The sequence below is a fragment of the Pigmentiphaga litoralis genome (assembly GCF_048632615.1).
GTDB classification, from domain to species: domain Bacteria; phylum Pseudomonadota; class Gammaproteobacteria; order Burkholderiales; family Burkholderiaceae_B; genus Pigmentiphaga; species Pigmentiphaga litoralis_B.
In genome coordinates this window covers 912,378-932,814 of the sequence record NZ_CP184479.1, presented here as the reverse complement: position 1 = coordinate 932,814, position 20,437 = coordinate 912,378, and the positions used below count along the sequence as shown (strand labels likewise).

The 20,437-nt window shown below is 66.2% G+C and carries 10 protein-coding genes and 5 pseudogenes; 7 read left to right on the top strand and 8 right to left on the bottom strand.

The window, feature by feature from the left end:
* The first annotated feature begins 61 nt into the window (after nucleotides 1-61).
* The 4 genes and pseudogenes from ACNANG_RS04260 to ACNANG_RS04245 all read left to right on the top strand — a co-directional run bounded on the left by ACNANG_RS04260 (nucleotide 62) and on the right by ACNANG_RS04245 (nucleotide 5,898).
* On the top strand, nucleotides 62-1,192 hold the full coding sequence (locus ACNANG_RS04260; RefSeq protein ID WP_420226129.1) for an efflux RND transporter periplasmic adaptor subunit: 1,131 nt from the start codon (nucleotides 62-64) through the stop codon (nucleotides 1,190-1,192).
* 12 nt (nucleotides 1,193-1,204) lie between these two features.
* Nucleotides 1,205-1,932 (top strand): annotated as a pseudogene (locus ACNANG_RS04255) (efflux RND transporter permease subunit); the annotation flags it as partial.
* Between the two features lie 83 nt (nucleotides 1,933-2,015).
* On the top strand, nucleotides 2,016-4,328 hold the full coding sequence (locus ACNANG_RS04250; RefSeq protein ID WP_420226128.1) for an efflux RND transporter permease subunit: 2,313 nt from the start codon (nucleotides 2,016-2,018) through the stop codon (nucleotides 4,326-4,328).
* Entirely contained in the window at nucleotides 4,321-5,898 is a 1,578-nt protein-coding gene (locus ACNANG_RS04245) for a TolC family protein (protein WP_420226127.1), read from the top strand. Before ACNANG_RS04250 ends, ACNANG_RS04245 begins: the two co-directional genes overlap by 8 nt.
* Nucleotides 5,899-5,999: 101 nt before the next feature.
* Here the strand turns inward: ACNANG_RS04245 and ACNANG_RS04240 are convergent.
* The 8 genes and pseudogenes from ACNANG_RS04240 to ACNANG_RS04205 all read right to left on the bottom strand — a co-directional run bounded on the left by ACNANG_RS04240 (nucleotide 6,000) and on the right by ACNANG_RS04205 (nucleotide 15,699).
* A pseudogene (locus tag ACNANG_RS04240) lies at nucleotides 6,000-7,579 on the bottom strand (aldehyde dehydrogenase (NADP(+))).
* A gap of 120 nt (nucleotides 7,580-7,699) precedes the next feature.
* Nucleotides 7,700-8,638: a 2-hydroxyacid dehydrogenase gene (locus ACNANG_RS04235; RefSeq protein WP_420226126.1), complete on the bottom strand. Its 939-nt coding sequence runs from the start codon at nucleotides 8,636-8,638 to the stop codon at nucleotides 7,700-7,702.
* Between the two features lie 90 nt (nucleotides 8,639-8,728).
* Nucleotides 8,729-9,178, bottom strand: a complete 450-nt coding sequence (dut, locus tag ACNANG_RS04230) for a dUTP diphosphatase (RefSeq protein WP_420226125.1) — start codon at nucleotides 9,176-9,178, stop codon at nucleotides 8,729-8,731.
* Between the two features lie 76 nt (nucleotides 9,179-9,254).
* On the bottom strand, nucleotides 9,255-9,842 hold the full coding sequence (locus ACNANG_RS04225) for a hypothetical protein (protein WP_420226124.1): 588 nt from the start codon (nucleotides 9,840-9,842) through the stop codon (nucleotides 9,255-9,257).
* 17 nt (nucleotides 9,843-9,859) lie between these two features.
* Nucleotides 9,860-11,137 carry a bifunctional phosphopantothenoylcysteine decarboxylase/phosphopantothenate--cysteine ligase CoaBC gene (gene coaBC / locus ACNANG_RS04220; protein WP_420226123.1) on the bottom strand — a complete coding sequence of 426 codons (1,278 nt, stop codon included), beginning with the start codon at nucleotides 11,135-11,137 and terminating at the stop codon, nucleotides 9,860-9,862.
* 9 nt (nucleotides 11,138-11,146) lie between these two features.
* Nucleotides 11,147-11,701: a signal peptidase II gene (lspA, locus tag ACNANG_RS04215; RefSeq protein WP_420226122.1), complete on the bottom strand. Its 555-nt coding sequence runs from the start codon at nucleotides 11,699-11,701 to the stop codon at nucleotides 11,147-11,149.
* Nucleotides 11,701-14,612, bottom strand: a pseudogene (ileS, locus tag ACNANG_RS04210) (isoleucine--tRNA ligase). Before ileS ends, lspA begins: the two are co-directional and overlap by 1 nt.
* 79 nt (nucleotides 14,613-14,691) lie before the next feature.
* The gene (locus ACNANG_RS04205) at nucleotides 14,692-15,699 is read right to left on the bottom strand and encodes a bifunctional riboflavin kinase/FAD synthetase (protein WP_420227447.1); all 1,008 of its coding nucleotides are present in this window, start codon (nucleotides 15,697-15,699) and stop codon (nucleotides 14,692-14,694) included.
* A 251-nt stretch (nucleotides 15,700-15,950) separates the two neighbouring features.
* On the opposite strand from ACNANG_RS04205, the pseudogene purN reads away from it, so the two are divergent.
* The 3 genes and pseudogenes from purN to ACNANG_RS04190 form a co-directional block, all read left to right on the top strand.
* Nucleotides 15,951-16,598: pseudogene (purN, locus tag ACNANG_RS04200) on the top strand (phosphoribosylglycinamide formyltransferase); the annotation flags it as partial.
* A 689-nt stretch (nucleotides 16,599-17,287) separates the two neighbouring features.
* Nucleotides 17,288-18,630 (top strand): annotated as a pseudogene (locus ACNANG_RS04195) (RsmB/NOP family class I SAM-dependent RNA methyltransferase).
* A 425-nt stretch (nucleotides 18,631-19,055) separates the two neighbouring features.
* Nucleotides 19,056-20,258: a DesA family fatty acid desaturase gene (locus ACNANG_RS04190; protein ID WP_420226121.1), complete on the top strand. Its 1,203-nt coding sequence runs from the start codon at nucleotides 19,056-19,058 to the stop codon at nucleotides 20,256-20,258.
* The last annotated feature ends 179 nt before the right edge of the window (nucleotides 20,259-20,437 follow it).

The window sequence follows — 20,437 nt, the reverse complement described above, 5'->3', positions numbered from 1 at the left end:
GTCCGAGCGCGTGGCGTATGCCCGCATCGAATCGATAATCGTTATCCGCAAGAGGGTTTTCATGTCGGCGCCAATTTTCGTTCCAGCGATCGTTCTTGCGGCCGCCTTGTCCGGGTTGATGACAGGCTGTTCCGAGAAGCCGGCGCCCCCACCGGCGGCCCAGGCCGAGCCCGCGCAGCCCCCTCTGCAGCCCGGTCAGGTGCGGGTCAAGGCAGCATCGCTCAAATACATGGAAATCCAGGACCTGTCGCAGGCAGGCGCCGCGCGGGTCGTGTATGCGCCCGCGCGCGTCGTCTTTCGCGACGAAATGGTGTCGGAAGTGACGTCGCCCGTGGCGGGCCGTCTGGTCGACGTGTCGGCCAAGGTGGGTGACACGGTCAAGGTCGGCACCCCTCTGGCGTCGATTTCCAGCCCCGAAGCCTCGCGCATCCGCGGGGACTACCAGACCGCCGTGGTCGAATTGCGCGTTGCCGAGGCGGAGGCCCGACGCCAGCAGCTTATGACCGACAAAGGCATCGGCATTGCGTCGGAACTGTTCGTGGCGCAGGCCAAGTTGCAGGAAGCCCGTCACGCCGTCGACATCGCCTCGCGCGCCTCGGCCTATCTCGGCAACGGCGGCAGCGACGTCATCCAGCTGCGCTCGCCGCGCGCGGGTGTCGTCATTGCCCGCACGGCCATCCCGGGCGCATCGGTCACGTCGGATACGGGCTCGCTGTTCACCGTCGGAGATCCGACCGCGCTGTGGATCACGGCCGATGTCTTCGAAAACGACCTGCGCGGCGTGCGGGAAGGCGCTACCGTGCGCATCGAAATGCCGTCGCTGGACCAGGCCGTAACGGGCAAGGTGCAACGTGTCGGTTCGGCGCTGAATGCGCAGACGCGCCGTGGCACGGTGTTCGTGTCGCTCGACCAGCCCAACCCCGCGCTGCGCGCGGGCATGCTTGCACGCGTGGGCATCAACACGACGGCGCCTGCCGGGCTGTCGGTACCGATCAATGCCGTGCTGATCAAGGACGGCCAGCGGTCGGTGGTCTTCGTCCAGGTGGCCGAGACGACATTCGAGGCTCGCACGGTGGTGCTTGGACAGCCGTCCAATGGGTTCATCCCGGTCCTGAGCGGACTCAATCCCGGTGAAAAAGTGGTCGTGAAGGGCGGTCTGCTGCTCGACGGCTCGGCCAATCAATTGCTGTAACGGGATCTTTTCATGCGTTCTCTCATTGCGTTGGTGGTGCACCGCCGTCTTGCCGCGGTGGCCGCCACTCTGGTGCTTGCCGCCTATGGCGTCTTCGCCTACCTGAACACCGCCATTGAAGCCTACCCCGACGTAACCAACGTCCAGGTGGGCGTCATCTCGCTGGCGCCGGGCCTGGCGCCCGAGGAAGTCGAACGCCAGGTCACCTTTCCGCTGGAACGGGAGCTGAACGGCACGCCGGGGCTGATCTCATTGCGGTCCGAAAGTTACTTCGGCCTGTCGATGATCACCATGGTGTTCAACGACACCACGCGCAGCTTCGATGCGCGGGTACAGGTCACACAGCGCCTGCCGTCCGCGAACCTGCCGGATGGCGTCACGCCCGAAATGTCGCCCGACAACACCCCGCTGGGCAAGATCTACTACTACCGCCTGAATAGCGATCGCCATACGCTGGCGCAGTTGCGCTCCGAACAGGAATGGACGGTGGCGCGGGTGCTCAAGCAGATCCAGGGCGTGGCCGACGTGGTGAGCGTGGGGGCTTTGTCAAGGAATTCCACGTGGAAGTGGATCCGGCCAAGGCGATCGCGCACGGCCTGACGCTCGACGAAGTCGTGGACGCCATCAGCAAGTCCAACCAGAACGTGGGGGGCGGCCTGCTGCGCCGGGGTGAACAATCCCTGATCATCCGGGGCATCGGCCTGCTCAAGACACCGCGCGACATCGAAGCCGTCGTGCTGGCCAACCACAACGGCACGCCCGTGCGCGTGGCCGACGTGGCCCGCGTGGTGCAGTCCTACACCCCCGCCAGGGTTCCGTGGGCATGGACGAAGAAGACGACATCGTCCAGGGCATCGTGCTGCTCAAGCGCGACGAGAATCCGACCAAGGTGCTGGACCAGGTCCACCTCAAGGTGGAACAGATCAACAAGTCCATGCTGCCCGCCGGCATGGTGATCCAGCCCAGCTATGACCGTTCCAACCTGGTCGGTCATACGCTCAACACCGTCTATCACAACCTGTTTTTTGGCGCGACGCTGATCATCGGCGTGCTGTGGCTGTTCCTGCGCAGCCTGCGGGGATCGTTGATCGTGGCCGTGGTGATTCCGCTGTCGCTGCTGGTCGCCTTCATCGGGCTCTACCTGATGAAGCTGCCGGCCAACCTGATTTCGATGGGGGCGATCGACTTCGGGATCATCGTGGACGGCGCGGTGGTGCTGACCGAGGCCATCATCCACAAGGCGCGCCTGCGCAAGCCGACGACCCAGCGCGACATGTATGCGCTCATCATCGACGCCGCCGTGTCGGTAGCGCGGCCCACGCTGTTCGCCATGGCCATCGTGATCGCGGCACTGATTCCGGTGTTCTCGCTCGAAAGCATTGAGGGCCGGATCTTCCGTCCGCTGGCGCTGACCTACACCTTCGCCCTGATCGGCGCGCTGGTCTTTGCGCTGACGCTGGTGCCGGCCCTGTGCGCGATCTTCCTGCGTCCCAAAGACGTGGCGGCGCCCGAGCCCAAGGTGTTCCTGCGCATGCATCACGGCTTTTCGGGGTGGATGTCGCGCATTCTGGGCAGCCGCAGCGCCAAGCAGAAAGTGATGGGCATTGCCGTCATCATGCTGCTGGTCGCGGGCTATTCGGCCGTCCATCTGGGCACCGAATTCCTGCCTGAACTGGACGAGGGCGACGCCTACGTGCTGGTGCAGATGCCGCCGTCGATCTCCCTGCAGAAGGGGCAGGAACTGCTGCGCACGATCCGCATGCGGCTGAAGGCGCCGCCGGAAGTGATTGCCGTGACCAGCGAGCAGGGCCGCCCCGAAGACGGCACCGACAACGAAACCATCAACGTCGCCAAGGTGCTGGTGCGCCTGAAGCCGCGCGACCAGTGGCGCAAGGGGCTGGACAAGGAAACCCTGGTCGGCGAAATGCGCGAGTCGCTGTCCGACCTGCCGGGTGTGCAGTTCAACTTCGCCCAGCCGATTCGCGACAGCGTCGAAGAATCGACCTCGGGCGCGCGCGGCCAGGTGGTGCTCAAGCTGTTCGGCCAGGACATCGACACCATGCGTGGCATCCTGCAGCAAACCAAGGCGTCGGTGGCCAAGATTCCGGGTGTGGTGGACCTTGACCTGTATCGCGATGCCCCGGCGCCGCAACTGCACATCGAGTTCAACCGCGAGGCCCTGGCACGCTATGGCATCGCCATGACGGTTGCCGATACGGCAGTCGAAACCGCGCTGGCCGGCAAGGTCGTGACCGCGGTGTGGGAAGGCGAGCGCAGCGTGCCGGTACGCGTGCGCCTGCCGTTCCCGAATCGCATGGACGAAGCAAGGATCCGCGAAATCCAGGTGGCCACACCCGATGGCAACTACGTGCCCTTGGGCGCCATTGCCACGGTCGGCTTCAAGGTGGGCAATGCATCCATCTTCCGCGAAGGCAACTCGCGCTACATGGCGCTCAAGTTCAACGTCGAAGGCCGTGACATCGGGTCGGTGGTGAAAGACACCTTCGAAGCCTTCGATCGCGACATCAAGCTGCCGGAAGGCTACCTGGCGCAGTGGGGCGGCCAATGGGAGAACCAGCAGCGCGCCGCGGCGCGTCTGAAGGTCGTGATCCCGCTGTCCTTGCTGGTGGTGTTCGTGCTGCTGTTCAGCGCGCTGGGCAGTGCCCGCAGTGCGGTGCTGATCCTGTTGACCGCGCCGTTCGCGATGATCGGGGGCGTCATCGCGCTGCACCTGACCGGCATCGACCTGTCGATCAGTGCGGCCATCGGGTTCATCGCGTTGCTGGGGCAGGTGGCCCTGGCCGGCCTGCTGGTGCTGAGCGCGGTGGAAGACCTGCGGCGTGACGGCGTGGCGATGATTCCGGCGCTGATCGAAGGCACGGCCGAACGCATGCGGTCGATCCTGATGGTGACCTGCCTGGGTCTGCTGGGCCTGCTGCCTATGGCGCTTTCCACCGGGGTCGGAAGCGAAACGCAGCGCCCGTTCGCGTCGGTGGTGGTCGGCGGCATGGCCGTGCTGCCGCTGATCTCGCTGTTCGTCCTGCCGGTGCTGTATGCCTGGTTCGGACCCAAACGTATGTTGACCGCCGAGCAGCAGGACGAGCTCGACGAGAATGAGGAACCCCGTCATGCATAAGTCCCTGCCCGCGCTGATGATGGCGTTGGCACTGCCGCTGTCGCTGCCCGCGGCGATCGCCCAGACCTTGTCCACGCCTCGCGCGGCAACGTCGCCATCCATGCCGTCGTCATCCATGCCTTCGTCGTCGGTGCCGTCGTCGCCCAACTCGGCCTCGCCGGCCGCGCCGACGATGTCGCCCGGGTTGCCGCCTTCCGCAGCGCCCGTGGTGCCCGGCGCGGCAACGCCGGGTGCATCGGGGGCGACGCCGTCCGCTCTGCCGCCTGCCATGCCTGGCGCCCTGTCGCCCGGCGTGACCGGATCACCGTCGCCTTCCATGCCCAATGTGCCGGCGCCGCAGTACGCGCCGCCGCCTACCATGTCGCAGCCGTCGTATGGCACGACGGCACTGGGGTACGTGGGCCCGTCGGCCCGGTCGGCGCCGTTGACGGCGGAAGTCACGCTTCAGCAGTTGCTGGATCTGGTCAAGACCTTCAGCCCGTCGCTGGCGGCCGAGCGCAGCACGGTCGCCATGGCCGAGGCGGACCTGATGGCGGCCCAGACCTACACCAATCCGGGCGTCAGCTTCACGACCAAGCGGGGCGAGCAGGAAACCACGCTGTTCCAGGATGTGCCGATCTTCGGCCAGCGCGGCAAGCGGATCGAAGCGGCGCAAAGCGGCATCGAAGCCGCCCGTGCCAACCTGCGGCTGGTGTACGCCAATGCGTTGCAGGACGCGGCGCGCGACTTCATGTCGCTGCTCGTGGCGCAAGAGCGCGAAAAGCGGTGGATCGACGCGCGCCAGGATCTGGAAGCGGCGGCGCGGATCGTGTCCGGGCAGGTGGAAGCCGGTTCCCGCAGCCAGTACGACCTGACCCGCCTGGACATCGAACGCGCCCAGCTGGATGCGCAACTGGCGCAGGCGCAGGGGCAGACCTATGAGGCCTCGGCGCGCGTGGCGGCCGACGTGGGCGAGCCGGCCTGGCGCCCGCGCGCGGCCGGCGCCATCGTGCCGCGCTGGGCGTCCATGAACTTCGACGCGATGTGGCCGCAGGCCCAGACCCGCCTGCCGTCGGTGCGGGCAGCCCTGGCGCAGCAGACCTTTGCCGAAAAGATCCTGGAATCCGAACGCCGCGAAGCCTATCCGGTGCCGACGCTGTCGGTGGGCCGGGTCAACAACCGGCAAGATGGCAACAGCAACACCTTTGGCGTGTCGATCGGGATCCCGCTGTTCGACCGCAACCAGGGGCCGATCGCGCGCGCCGTGGCCGAAGCCCAAGGCCAGCAGTTGCGCGCCCGCGCAGTGATCCTGGCGGCCGAAGGCGAATTGCGCCGCGCCACCGACCAGCTCAACCGCCGCCAGCAACTGACGGAACGGTTCGAGAAGGAAGGCCTGGCGATGACGCCGCGCTTGCGGCAGATGGCGCAGGATTCCTACACCCTGGGCCGGGGCGGGATTCTGGAACTGGTGGATGCGATCCAGGCGATCGCAGAGAAAAAGAACACCTACCTGGATCTGATCGAGGCCGCCCTGCAGGCGGAAGTCGATGTGCGGGTCGCGTCCGGTGAGCTTGGCGCGGATCTGGAGTAACTACTGTTTGAGCACGGCGGCCGCTGGTGAGCAGTGGCTGGCGGCCAGGAAAAAAGCCTCGCGGTGGTGTGCCGCGAGGCTTTTTATGCGCGGCCCAGCCGTTATACGCGACCCAGCTCGCCGTCCACCAGACGCCACAGGCCCAGCGGATTGCCGTCCTTCAACGACGCATCCAGCAGTTCCTGCGGCAGGTTCTGATAGCACACCGGACGCAGGAAGCGTTCGATGGCGGTTGCACCTACCGACGTGGTGCGGCTGTCCGACGTGGCCGGGAAGGGGCCGCCGTGCACCATGGCATACGACACTTCCACGCCGGTCGGAAAGCCATTGACCAGCACACGGCCTGCCTTGCGTTCCAGCACGCGCAGCAGGGCGCCGGCCGCTGCGTAGTCGGCCGGGTCGATCTGCAGGGTGGCGGTCAGCTGACCCGACACGTGTTCGGCCACGGCGCGCATCTCGGCGTCGTCGGCGCACACCACCAGCAACGAGGCCGGACCGAACACTTCTTCTTGCAGCTGCGGGCTCTTCAGGAAGGTGGCGGCGGTGGTCTCGAACACGGCGGCTTGCGCGTCGTGCGGGCCGCTTGCCGCCACGCCCAGGCCGATCTGCGACACGCCACTGGCCGCGGCCAGTTCGTTTACGCCGTGACGGTAGGCTTGGTGGATGCCCGGGGTCAGCATGGTGCCGGCGGCCTTGGCGGTCACGGCCTCGGTCACGGCCGTCTTGAACTGGGCGAGCGTGGGGCTATCCACGGCAATCACCAGGCCCGGGTTGGTGCAGAACTGGCCCACGCCCATCGTCAACGAGTCGATGAAGCCGCGCGCGATGTCGCCCCCGCGCGCCGTCAGGGCGGCAGGCATCAGGAACATCGGATTGATGCTGCTCATTTCGGCATACACCGGAATCGGTTCCGGACGAGCCGCCGCCGTGCGGCACAGCGCCAGGCCACCGCCTCGCGATCCGGTAAAGCCCACGGCCTTGATGGCCGGGTGGTTGACCAGCGCCTGGCCGATCTCGATGCCCGCGCCGACCACCAGCGAGAACACGCCTTCAGGCATGTCGCAGGCAATGGCCGCCTTCTGAATGGCGCGGCCGACCAGTTCGGACGTGCCGAGGTGGGCCGGGTGGGCCTTGGCCACGACGGGGCAGCCGGCAGCCAGTGCCGATGCCGTGTCGCCGCCGGCAACCGAGAAGGCCAGCGGGAAGTTGCTGGCGCCGAATACGGCCACCGGACCCAGCGCGATCTTGCGCATGCGCATGTCGGGCCGTGGAGGCGCGCGGTCGGGCAGGGCGGTGTCCAGGGTGGCGTTGACCCAGCGGCCGTCGCGCACCAGCTTCGCGAACAGACGCAACTGGCCGGTGGTGCGGCCGCGTTCGCCTTGCAGGCGGGCGGTCGGCAGGCCCGATTCGAGCGCGGCGCGTTCGATCAGGGTGTCGCCAATTGCTTCGATTTCGGTGGCAATGGCTTCCAGGAAAGCCGCGCGCGCCTCGGGTGTGGTGTCGCGATAGGTATCGAAAGCCTGGGCCGCCAGATCGCAGGCCTGCTGGACTTCGGCTTCGCCGCCTCCGCCGAAGGGGGATCGATCTCTTCGCCGGTCGCGGCCTGGATGGCGCGCAGAGTGGCGGCCGATCCACGAACAGTGGTGCGGCCAATGAGCATGTCGCCGGTAATGGTGGTCATGGGGTCTCCTGGAGTCGGAAAGGGAAGCGGATCTGGATCGCGCGGTTCGGCGCGAGGCTTGGGGCGCAAGACGATCCAGATGAAGGCAAGTCAGGTGAACGCAATACGAAAGCGGGCGGGTCAGGCAATCGGCGTCTGCAGCTGGCCATCGGCAAAGTACTGCTTCAGGTTGCTGATCACCAGGTCGCCCATTGCCTTGCGGGTCTCGAACGTGCCGCTGGCGATATGCGGCAGCAGCACCACGTTGTCGAGGGTCATCAGGGCTTGCGGCACGCGGGGTTCGAATTCGAACACGTCGAGTCCGGCGCCGCCCAGGCGCTTGTCGGCCAGCGCGGCAACCAGGGCGGCTTCATCCACCACGGTGCCTCGGGCAATGTTGATCAGGAAGCCCTTGGGACCCAACGCCGCGAGCACGTCGGCGGACACCAGGTGGCGGGTGGATGGCCCACCGGCCACCGCCACCACCAGGAAGTCGCACCATTCGGCCAGCGCCGTCAGCGATGGCTCATGCTGCCACGCCACCCCCTCGACCGGATTGCGGCTATGGTAGCGCACGTCCATCTCGAAGCCCGACGACCGCCGGGCAATCGCCTGCCCGATGCGGCCCAGGCCGAGGATGCCCAGGCGCTTGCGCGCCACCTGCGTCTGCAGCGGAAATGCGCCCTTGAGCCAGTCGCCCCGCCGCACATAGCGGTCGGCCGCCGACATGCCGCGCGCGGCGTCGATCACAAGGCCGAAGGCGACGTCGGCAACGCAATCGTTCAGGACGTCAGGCGTATTGCTCGCCACGATGCCCCGACGCTTCAGGGCCTCGACATCCAGCAACTCGTAGCCCACGCCAAAGCTGGACACGACCTTCAGGTTGGGTAAAGCGTCAATCAGCGTCGCATCCATGCCCACCCGCGCCGAGGTGACGGCGCCGTTGAAGGTGCTGCCGTGCCGTTCGAGAAAAGCCGGCACGTCCGCTTCCTTGGCCAGCAGGTGGACCGGGAACGCGGCGGCCAGTTCGGCCTCGAGTTCTGGTGCAAGGCGACCGATCTGCAGAAGGGAGGGTGTCATGGGAGAGCGGTCCGAGAAAGGATAACCGATAGATGTACGATGTCTGTCAAGTGTAGGCGAAAACGGGCCTGTCTGCAGGCCCGTGATGGCTTAACCCTTGCCCGTGCTGCCGAAGCCGCCCATGCCTCGATCCGTGGCTTCGAATGCATCGACCTCTTCGAATTGCACGTGCAGTACCGGGACGATGACCATCTGCGCAAGCCGGTCCAAGGGTTCCAGCGTGAAGGGCATGTCGCTGCGGTTCCAGGCCGACACCATCAGCGGGCCCTGGTAGTCGGAATCGATCAGGCCGACCAGATTGCCCAGCACGATGCCATGCTTGTGCCCCAGGCCCGAGCGCGGCAGGATCATGGCGGCGTAGCCCGGATCCTGAATGTGGATAGCCAGGCCAGTGGGCACCAGCACGGTCTGGCCAGGGGCGATCGTCAACGGCGCATCGATGCTGGCGCGCAGGTCCACGCCCGCCGACCCGGGGGTCGCGTGGGCAGGAAGGCAGTCCCGCATGCGGGGGTCAAGGATCTTGACGGCAATTTTTTTCATGAACGAGACGTCACGCTGGCAGCGTGAGGAAAAAGGGGAGGGAAGAAAAAAGGACGGGCTGACGCCGCCGCCGCGCTCATGCCCGCGTGCGGCGCGATCCGGGCGGCGTCGGCAGGTGTCCGCCGCTGTCTTTGGCGTCACGGCTCACCGCCAGCGGCGGGAAGGTCTGCAGCGGCAATTGGCCGCTCGTTCGCATCCGTTCCACGCCGCGTTTGATCAGGAAACGCGCAATGAGCGCTGGCACCAGGATCTGCACGACGTGATAAGGCTGCACGCCCTGGTCGCTGAACATCGACGTGATGAGACTGATTGCCGCCCAAAGGCCAAACACGCCGCCCACCACGGTCTGCACCAAGCCCTGGCCCACATTCGTGCGCTGCGCAGCCGGGGTCGTGGTCGATGCGGGTTCGCTGATGCCGGCGGGCAGGGTGTCGGACGTCGGGACTGGCGCCACCAGGGCCGACGGCATGCCGGTCCCGGTGGAATGCTGTTCGCCTGGGCTTAATGTGCCTTTCTGCAGGCCAGGGATGCCCATGCGGGCGCGGACGCCGCCGCTGCCGCTCTTGAGCAGTCGTTGTTCGCCGGGCGTGCCGGTGCCACGGTTGATCACGCGGTCGATGTAGCCTGCGTAGTCGCCGTTGGGCGGTTCGCCGTCGAAAGGCATGGTCGTTCTCCGGTGCGTTAAGGCAGGGACAGGGGCGAGGGCGGCGCGGAAGGCAAAGCCGCCGGCGACACCAGGGCCGACTGGGCCGACAGCGTGGACGTCCGCCCCGCCGGCAGCCGTCGCGCCACCTGGGCGACCAGTTCCCGCGCCGCGGCGAGCTTGGACTGCCGGGGCAGCGGATGGCGGCCCTGGTCGTCATAGAGTATCAAAGTCGTATCGTCGGCGCCCAAGGCGTCCTGCGCCAGGTTGCCGACAAGCAGTGGAATGCCCTTGCGCTGCCGCTTCTCGGTCGCGTGCTGGTCCAGGTGTTCGGTTTCGGCCGCAAATCCCACGCAGTACGGGCCATTGGGCAGGGCGGCGACGGTGGCCAGAATGTCGGGATTCTGCACGAAGCTCAGGGTGGGGGGCTCGCCCGCCGTTTTCTTGATCTTTTGCGCGCTGGCCTCGGCCACCCGCCAGTCGGCCACGGCGGCCACCGCGATGAACACGTCGGCGCGCGGCGTTTCGGCCATGACGGCTGCCATCATGTCGCGCGCACTGTGCGCATCGATCCGCAGCACGCCGCGCGGAGCGGTCAGCGCGGTCGGGCCCGACACCAGGGTGACGTCCGCGCCCGCTTCGCGCGCCGCGCGGGCGATGGCATACCCCATCTTGCCCGACGACACATTGGTCAACACACGCACCGGGTCGATTGGTTCGGCCGTGGGTCCCGCGGTGATCAGCACTCGCACGCCCCGCAGCGGCTTGGGCTGGAAGAACGCGATCAGTTCCTGCAGGACGTCGTGCGGTTCCATCATCCGGCCAGATCCCACTTCGCCGCAGGCCTGGTCGCCGTCGACCGGACCCAGCAGCACGATGCCATCGGCACGCAATTGCGCCGCATTGCGCTGCGTGGCCGGATTGCCCCACATCTCGCGATTCATGGCCGGCACCATCAGCAGGGGGCAGGCTCGCGCCACGCACAGGGTCGCCAGCAGATCATCGGCAAACCCGTGCGCCACGCGCGCCATGAAGTTCGTGCTGGCCGGCACCACCAGGATGGCGTCGGCGCCGCGGCTCAGGTCGATGTGCGCCATGTTGTTCGGCACGCGTGCGTCCCACGGATCGACGAACACCGGCCTGCCGGACAGCGCCTGCATCGTGACCGGCGTAATGAACCGGGTGGCGGCCTCGGTCATGACGACATCGACCGTCGCGCCCTCATCCATCATGCGGCGAACCAGTTCCGCCGTCTTGTAGGCCGCGACGCCGCCGGTCATGCCCACCACAATGCGTTTGCCGGTCAGGTCTGCCATCACGATTCCCTAGCGCGCCTTGCGCACGCGCAACAACTCGTCGAGCACCAGCAACACGGCGCCGACGGTGATTGCCGCATCGGCCACGTTGAAGGCAGGAAAGAAGCTTTGATTCCAGTAGACCAGGAAGAAGTCGATCACGTGCCCATGGATCATGCGGTCGATCACGTTGCCGAGCGCGCCGCCCAGAATCAGCGCCAGCGCCCAGGCAAACATCTTCTGGTGGCCGTGCCGCACCAGCATGAAGACGATCACGCACGCGACCACCAGGCCCAGCACGGTAAAGAACCACCGCTGCCAGCCCGCCGCGCCCGCCAGGAAACTGAATGCCGCCCCCTTGTTGTACAGCAGGGTCAGGTCGAACATGGGCACGACCGGCAGGCGTTCACCGTAGGTAAAGGACCGGTTGATCAGGGTCTTGGTCAGCTGGTCGATCACGATGATCAGTCCGGCGATCAACAGCCAGATGGTCGGGTTGTTGCGCGCCGCGGCGCCTGCCTTGCGCGCGCTGGCCGGGGCGCCCGATTTGCCCGACGGGGCCTTTACCGTCTTGACGGTTGCCATTACGCAGCCACCCGCGGCTCGCCCGGGCCTTCCAGGTTGGACACGCAGCGGCCGCAGATCTCGGGCAACTGCGGATCCGACCCGACGTCTTCACGCCAGTGCCAGCACCGTTCGCACTTGGTGGCGGACGACGGGGTGACGTCCACGCGCAGGTCGCTGCTGGCATTGCCTGCGGTGTCCGCATGCACGGTGGCTCGCGAGACGATCAGCACGAAGCGCAGGTCGTCTCCCAGGCTGCTCAGGATCGCGTGGTCCGCAGGATTGGCGTACAGGTCGATCTCGGCCTGCAATGACGATCCGATGCCGCCCGCGGTGCGCACTTCTTCCAGCTTGCGGGTCACGTCCGCACGCAACTGGCGGATGCGCTGCCACTTTGCCGTCAGCGCGTCGCTGTCGGTCTGCGCCGGCACGACGTGGTAGGTCTCGGTAAAGATGGTGACCGCTTCCGGTTTGACCAGCGCCCAGGCTTCCTCCGCCGTGAACGACAGGATAGGCGCCATCAGCTTCAACAGGGTCTGGGTGATGTGCCACAGCGCCGTCTGCGCCGATCGCCGCGCCACGCTGTCCACGCCGGTGGTGTACAGGCGGTCCTTCAAGATATCCAGGTAGAACGAGCCCAGGTCTTCCGAGCAGAACGCCAGCAGCCGCGCGGTCGCCGGGTGGAATTCGTACCGCGCATACAGGGCGTCGACTTCACTTTGCATCGACGCCGTCAGCGCCAGGGCGTAACGGTCGATCTCGAACAGGTCGGCGTCGGCCACGGCCTGGGTGGTCACGTCGAAGTCGCTGACGTTGGCCAGCAGGAACCGCAGCGTGTTGCGGATGCGGCGATAGCTTTCCACCACACGCTTCAGGATCTCGTCCGAGATGGACAGTTCACCCGAATAGTCGGTGGTGGCCACCCACAGGCGCAGGATTTCGGCGCCCAGCGAGCCCGACACCTTTTGCGGCACGACGGTATTGCCGATCGACTTGCTCATTTTGCGGCCCTGGCCATCGACCACGAAGCCGTGCGTGAGCAGGGCCTTGTAGGGGGCGTGCCATTGAGCATGCAGCTGGTCAGCAAGGACGAATGGAACCAGCCGCGATGCTGGTCGGATCCTTCCAGGTACAGGTCGGCCGGGAAGGCAAGCTGGTCGGCGTGCGAGCCGCGCAGCACGGTCTGGTGCGTCGTGCCCGAGTCGAACCATACGTCCAGCGTGTCGCGATTCTTTTCGTAGCTGTCGGCGTCGTCGCCCAGCAGGTCGCGGATGTCCAGCGACTGCCAGGCCTCGATGCCGCCCGCGTCGATCAGCTTGGCCACGGCTTCGATCAGTTCGGGCGTGCGAGGGTGCAGCGCGCCGGTTTCCTTGTGCACGAAAAAGGCCATCGGCACGCCCCACTGGCGCTGCCGCGACAGGGTCCAGTCGGGCCGGTTCGCGATCATCGCGTGCAGGCGCGCCTTGCCCCAGGCCGGGAAGAACTGGGTGTGCTCGATGCCGGCCAGCGCGCGTTCACGCAGCGTGCCGCGCGTCGACAGGGCCGACGGCGCGTCGAGCGTGTCGGCGGCCGTGTCGGCCTGCCCGCCCGCAACGGCCTCGGCGCCCGATTCGTGCGGCTGCACATCCATGCCGGCGAACCACTGGCTGGTCGCCCGGAAGATGATCGGCGTTTTATGCCGCCAGCAGTGCATGTAGCTGTGCTTGTACTTTTCGACCTTCATCAGCGTGCCGGCCGTTTCCAGCGCCTGGACGATGCGCGGGTTGGCGTCCCAGATCTTCTGGCCGCCGAACAGGGGCAGGGAGGCCGCATACACGCCATCGGCCAGCACCGGGCTGATGATGTCGCTGTCCTTGACGCCGTTGGCCTTGCAGATGATGAAGTCATCCACGCCATAGGCCGGCGCGGCATGCACGATGCCCGTGCCGGTGTCGAGCGTGACGTAGTCGGCCAGGTAGACGGTCGACACGCGCTCGTAGCCCTTGGCCGCCTTGGCCAGCGGATGATGGAAGGTCATGTGGTCCAGCGCGGCGCCCTTGCAGGTCGCGACCACATCGCCTTCGATGTCCCAGGCCTTCAGGCAGGCTTCGACCCGTTCTTCGGCCAGGATCAGCATGGTGCCGTAGGGGCCGGCCAGGCGGGTACGGACCAGCGCGTAGCTGAATTCCGGATGCAGGTTCAGGGCCTGGTTGGACGGCAGGGTCCATGGCGTTGTCGTCCAGATGACGATGGCGCCGTCTTCGATGTCATTGGCGCCGCCCAGGCCAAAGGCCTTGGCCAGCCCCGCCTTGTCGGCGAACGGAAAGGCCACGTCCACGGCCGGGTCGACCTTGTCCGCGTATTCCACTTCGGCTTCGGCCAGGGCCGAACCGCAGTCGAAACACCAGTTCACGGGCTTGAGGCCGCGGAACACGAACCCCTTGTCGAGGATCGTGCCCAGCGCGCGCAGCTCGTCGGCCTCGTTCCGGTGGTTCATGGTCAGATAGGGGTTGTCCCAATCGCCCAGTACGCCCAGGCGCTTGAAATCTTCCTTCTGGCGGGCGATCTGTTCGGTCGCGTAGGCGCGGGCCTTGGCCTGCACCTCGGCCACGGGCAGGCCCTTGCCGAACTGCTTTTCGATCTGGATCTCGATCGGCATGCCGTGGCAGTCCCAGCCGGGCACATAGGGCGCGTCGAAGCCCGCCAACGTGCGGCTCTTGACGATGATGTCTTTCAGGATCTTGTTGACGGCATGTCCGATGTGGATGTCGCCGTTCGCATACGGGGGGCCGTCATGCAGCACGAAACGGGGGCGTCCGGCGCAGGCTGCGCGGATGGCCTGGTACACACGTTTTTCCTCCCAGGCCTTGACCCACTGCGGCTCGCGTTTCGCCAGGTCGCCGCGCATCGGGAAGGGGGTATCGGGAAGGTTGAGGCTTTTCTTGTAGTCCATGGAAACACACAAAATCGCACATCGGCCCCGTACGCGGGGCGGGCACTAACGACTGGGCGGGAAGATGAACGCGGCAGTGTTACGCCGCGCCACCGGTTCGAATTCGATCGGTGGCGGCGTTCGCCGGAGGGATCTGGCCAGGGAAGTCTGCGCCGAAGAACGCACGGGCCAGGCGCGCATCGTTCTCGATCGCTGCCGTCAGCGTCGGCAGATCGATGTACTTCTCTTCATCGCGCAGTTTTTTCAGGAATTCCACCTGGACGAGTTTACCGTAAGCGTTTCCACTGAAATCGAAGACATGGACTTCAAGCAGCACGCGTCCGCTATCATCGACGGTAGGGCGCACGCCCAGGCTGGCGACGGCGGGCAGCGGTGACGGACCCAGTCCGTGCACCTGCACGACGAAGATGCCCGAGAGCGCCGGACAGTTGTGCGAAATGCGCAGGTTCAGCGTGGGAAAGCCAAGCGTGCGGCCCAGCTTCTGGCCGTGGATCACATGGCCGCTGACGCTGTACGGGTGGCCCAGCAGCGTGGTCGCGCGATCCAGATCGCCTACGGCCAGCGCCGTGCGGATGGCCGAGCTCGAGATGCGCTGGCCGGCTTCCAGAACGGACCCGATCGATTCGACGTGAAATCCGTGCCGCGCCGCGTTCTGTTGCAGCAAGGCCAGGTCGCCGCTGCGATGCGCGCCAAAACGGAAGTCGTCTCCGATCAACAGCCATTTCACGTGCAGGCCATCGAGCAGCAGATGGTCGATGAAGGTCTGCGCCGGCATCGACGCCAGATGGGCATTGAACCGCTGCACCACCACGCGTTGCATGCCGGCGCGGCCCAGCGCGCACAGCTGATCGCGCAGCCCCGCGATGCGGGTGGGCGCCAGTTCGGGACGGCGATGGTAGTTGGCGAAGTATTCGCGGGGATGCGGCTCGAACGTCATGACGGTGGGGATCAGCCCCTGCGCGTCGGCCGCGGCCTTGACCCTGGCCAGCATGGCCTGGTGGCCCCGATGGACGCCGTCGAAGTTCCCGATCGTAAGCGCGCACGGCTGCCGCAGCGACGGCGGCGGCAGGCCCCGGAAGATGCGCAGGGTGGGCTGGGTGGCCGCGGGCCCGGCGGTGGACGGGGCGGCGGCGGTCGGGACAGGGTTCAAACCGGATTCACGAATGAGCTGGACAACGAATGGGCTGGGCAAGAACTGGATTCTACGACGGCCAGCGCCGCGACTCCATGCAAACGTGGCGCGGGCGCGTCGATCCAGAGTGGACGAAAACGTCCTAGAACGTTGAATTATAGGAGTTTTTTGCCTGGGAGCCGGGGGCCCGATGCTATAATCCGCCGATGCAAGCACCCTTATTTTCTTCGTCACGGCCGTGCCGGTTCGTGATCCTGATTTCCGGGCGTGGCAGCAATATGCAAGCCATTGCCGACGCCTGCCGCACCCGCGGACTTCACGCCCAGGTGGTTGGCGTGATCGCCAACCGTGCCTCGGCGTCCGGCCTGGAATGGGCCGCCTCCCGGGGGATCCCCACCCGTGTCGTGTCGCACCTGGGTCACACCGACCGTGCCTCGTTCGACGCGGCGCTGGCGCAGGAAATCGATGCCCTGTCGCCCGACTACGTGCTGCTGGCGGGTTTCATGCGGATCCTGACCGACGGTTTCGTCAACCATTACGCTGGCCGGTTGATCAACATCCACCCGTCGCTGCTGCCTTTGTTCCCCGGCCTGGCCACGCACCAGCAGGCGCTGGATGCGGGTGTGCAGGTGCATGGCTGCACGGTCCACGTGGTCACGCCGCAGCTCGATCATGGTCCGATCATCGCCCAGGGCGTCGTGCCGGTCGAAGCCGGCGATACCCCGGACAGCCTGTCGGCCCGGGTGTTGCAGGTTGAACATCAGGTCTACCCGGCGGTGGCGCAGTGGCTGGCCGAAGGCCGTGTCCAGATAGTTGGCGATCGCGTCAGCGTGGCAGGCGTGACCCGGCGGCTATGTGAATTCGGTGTGGCGTTGGAAGCAGCAACGCCGGCGGCTGTGGCGGCTACGTCAGCTGCACCCCAGGCATCCGTTGCTGCAGCTCCGGCGTCCGCTGCGACCTTGTCGGCGCCGGCTCGCCCGGCCGCAGCCGCTGCGTCGGCCGTCGCGTCTGGGGCGTTCTCCGCCCAAGTGGCTCCCGGTTCTGCCGACATTCCCCAATTACCGGTTGCCCGTTCGGCAACCTTGCGAGAAACAGTATGAAGCCAGCGCGGCCCTCCGCCCCCCGTCCCCCGTCCAAATCGCGCCCGGCCTCGCCGCTGCGCCGGCCCACAGCCGGCGCGCCGCATGGCCGCGGGGACGCTGACGCTCCGCGTCACGAAGGCGCCGCGCCAGGCGGCCGCGGTATTGATCGGCGTTCCGAGCGGCGCGATACGAACCGGGGCACGCCTTCGGCCGACACACGCGGCCCGCGCCTGGACCGTCCGGGCGCGCCCGGCGCGAATCAAGGTGATCGTGACGCATGGCCGCCCGCGCCGCGCGGCGACGGTGAACGCGGCGACCGTGACCCAAGCCGCGATGGTGGCCGCGCCCCACGCCCGGAAGGCGACCGCGCCCCCCGTGCCGACGGTGCCCGGACGCCGCGCGACCGTGTGGCCGGTGCCGAAGGCACGGCGCGCCCGCGCACGCCGTCGCATCCCATCGCCGTGCGTATCGAGCAGGTCCGGGATGCGCTGGGGGAAATCCTGCAGTGGTCCGGCCCGGCCGACCTGACGCTGTCGCGCTACTTCCGCAACAACCCCAAGCTGGGCATGCGCGACCGTGGCACCGTAGCCGAAGCCATCTACGACGTGCTGCGCCATCTGCGCCGCTATCGCCAGGTGGCCGAAGGGGGCGGGGCGCCGCCACGCGGCGTCTGGCGATCCTGGGCCTGGCGTCGGTGCTCGGTCCGGAACAGGTACGTCCCGTCCTTGGCGAAGAAGAATCCGACTGGCTGGGCCGCGTGCTGCGCATCTCGCCGGCATCCCTGCCGCGTGAAGTGCGCCTGAGCGTGCCTGACTGGCTGTCCGAAGCGCTGGAAATCGAACCTGACAGCGAGCGTTTGCTGATGGCGCTCAACCGCGCGGCGCCGCTCGACATCCGGATCAATCCCATGAAGATCGATCGCGACACCATTCTGGCCGAATTGCGTGCCGGGGTGGAAGATGCCGAGGTCGAGCCAACGCCGTATTCGCCGTTCGGCATCCGGCTGCAGGGCCGCCCGGCGCTCAACCGTTGGTCGCGTTTCGAAGACGGCAGCATCGAAGTGCAGGACGAAGGCAGCCAGTTGCTGGGCTTGCTGGTCGCGCCTCGCCGCGGCGAAATGGTCATCGACTTCTGCGCGGGCGCTGGCGGCAAGACCCTGTTGCTGGGCGCCCTGATGCGCTCGACCGGCCGCCTGTATGCGCTGGACGTGTCGCAGACCCGCCTGACGCGCTTCAAGCCGCGCATGGCCCGCAGTGGTCTGTCGAACGTGGTTCCTATCGTCATCGCCAATGAAAACGACGCCCGCGTCAAGCGCCTGGCTCGCAAGGCGCACCGGGTGCTGGTCGACGCGCCCTGCAGCGGCACCGGCACGCTGCGCCGCAATCCCGACCTCAAGTGGCGTCAGACACCCGAGTCGGTGTCCGAACTGTGCGTCATGCAGCGCAGCATCTTGTCGGCGGCATCGCGTTGCGTTGCACCGGGCGGCCGCCTGGTTTATGCCACTTGCAGCATCCTGCGGGTCGAGAACGAAGACCAGGTCGACGCGTTCCTGGCGGCGCATCCCGACTTTGAAGTGCTGGCGGCGTCCGAGGTCCTGGGCGACCGGGTCACGGGCCTGGATCTGACCGGTCCCTACCTGAAGCTGCGCACCGATATCCATGGCACCGACGGCTTCTTTGCCGCCGTGTTCCAGCGCAAGGCGGCGGCGACGCCCCCAAGGCCGATGCCGAAGCGGCGGCCTTGCCTGAAACGACGGAAGAACTGGCGGTCGATCCAGCCGATGATGCATTGCCGCCACAGGTAGCGCTCGATGGTACGGAAGAGCAGCCTGCCTAGGACGCTGGCAGGCCGTCCGGGCGTCAGCAAGGTCGCATTGGCCTCGATGCCATGACCGCTGCGCTTGGACCCTGAAAAAGGGCGTGTGGCAGTGGCGAAGTCACGGTATCTTTGACGCCGCGGCCTGCCGGTGTATTTCAGGGCTGTGTCAGAAATGGGCGCCTCCAGGGGAACCCTTTAAGGGAAAATCCCGTCCAATCGGATGGCTTTTCCCCTGACTGATCCACGTTGGGGTCAGCTACATTGATTGAGCGTTCCGCTACGAGCCCGGAGCGTTGGAAGTGCGAGTGAGGCTTGTTGTTCAGCGAAGGCGTCTATCCGATGCCCGGCTGGCGGGGCATACCTTGCCCCTTGTGCCGACGGTGATGCTTTCCGCCTGGCCTGTGAGGTTTTATGGATTGGTTGCTTTCGTTTCTGTCCAACGGCTTGCTTGACGCCGCGTGGTGGCAGATTCTGTTGTTTGCGCTTGCCGTCACCCATGTGACGATCCTGAGCGTGACGATTTACCTGCATCGTTGCCAGGCTCACCGGGGGCTCGACCTGCATCCCGCGATTGCTCACTTCTTCCGCTTCTGGCTCTGGCTGACCACGGGCATGGTCACCAAGGAATGGGTTGCCATCCACCGCAAGCACCATGCGCGCTGCGAGCGCGACGGCGATCCCCATTCGCCCATGGTGTTCGGCATCGGCAAGGTGTTTTTCGAAGGCGCCGAACTGTATCGCGCCGAGTCCAAGATCGACGAAACGATGGCCAAGTTTGGCCATGGCACGCCCAATGACTGGGTCGAGCGCAATCTGTACTCGCGTTTTCAGTGGCAAGGCGCCGGTCTGATGATGATCATCGATGTCCTGCTGTTTGGCGCGATCGGCCTGACGGTCTGGGCGGTCCAAATGATCTGGATTCCTTTCTGGGCAGCGGGCGTCGTGAACGGTATCGGCCATTTCTGGGGGTATCGCAACTACGCCAGCCCGGATGCCAGCCGCAACGTGTTCCCGTGGGGTTTCATCATTGGTGGTGAAGAGCTGCATAACAACCATCACGCGTATGCGTCGTCGGCAAAATTTTCCAGCAAGTGGTACGAAATCGACGTGGGCTGGGGCTGGATCCGCGCGTTCGAGGTCCTGGGTCTTGCCAAGGTCAAAAAGGTGGCTCCCAAGCTGCGCCTGAACGAGGCCAAGCCGGCCATCGACCAGGAAACGCTGCAGGCTGTCATCACGCACCGCTATGAAATCATGGCCCGCTATGCCGAATTGCTCAAGCATGCCGCGCATGACGAAATCCAGCGCCTGAAGTCGTCCAAGGCGGCAACGGCGGCATGGCATCCTCTCAAACGGACGCGCAGCTTCCTCCATCTGGCTGATGACGAATCGCTGCCGCCGGCGCATCGTACGGAAGTGGCCTCGGTGCTGGCGGATCATCATTCGCTAGCCACACTGGTCCAGATGCGTCGCGAGCTGTCGTCGATCTGGGAGCGCTCGACGGCATCCAGCGAGCAATTGTTGAAAGACCTGCAGGATTGGTGCAATCGCGCGCAGCAAAGTGGTATCGCGCGGCTTGAAGAGTTCTCGGCCCGGCTTCGGAGTTACGCAGCCTGACCAGGACGGTTTTTCATAAGTAGTCTTAGCGCATTAAGGGGAGCCGTCAGGCTCCCTTTTTGCGCCTGACGCTAGGCATATCACCCTGCGTACGGGCTTATGCCTTCCAGCTGTGTCGTCCACGCAGGTCAGCTTGAGACCGCAGGTTGGACGCCCGCCGTAACGCGCGAATAGGGCGC

Bases quoted from the DNA above. Each gene is read 5' to 3' on its own strand.
- ACNANG_RS04260 (WP_420226129.1), top strand. From the start codon at position 62: ATGTCGGCGCCAATTTTCGTTCCAGCGATCGTTCTTGCGGCCGCCTTG.
- ACNANG_RS04250 (WP_420226128.1), top strand. From the start codon at position 2,016: ATGGACGAAGAAGACGACATCGTCCAGGGCATCGTGCTGCTCAAGCGC.
- ACNANG_RS04245 (WP_420226127.1), top strand. From the start codon at position 4,321: ATGCATAAGTCCCTGCCCGCGCTGATGATGGCGTTGGCACTGCCGCTG.
- ACNANG_RS04235 (WP_420226126.1), bottom strand. From the start codon at position 8,638: ATGACACCCTCCCTTCTGCAGATCGGTCGCCTTGCACCAGAACTCGAG.
- dut (WP_420226125.1), bottom strand. From the start codon at position 9,178: ATGAAAAAAATTGCCGTCAAGATCCTTGACCCCCGCATGCGGGACTGC.
- ACNANG_RS04225 (WP_420226124.1), bottom strand. From the start codon at position 9,842: ATGCCTTTCGACGGCGAACCGCCCAACGGCGACTACGCAGGCTACATC.
- coaBC (WP_420226123.1), bottom strand. From the start codon at position 11,137: ATGGCAGACCTGACCGGCAAACGCATTGTGGTGGGCATGACCGGCGGC.
- lspA (WP_420226122.1), bottom strand. From the start codon at position 11,701: ATGGCAACCGTCAAGACGGTAAAGGCCCCGTCGGGCAAATCGGGCGCC.
- ACNANG_RS04190 (WP_420226121.1), top strand. From the start codon at position 19,056: ATGGATTGGTTGCTTTCGTTTCTGTCCAACGGCTTGCTTGACGCCGCG.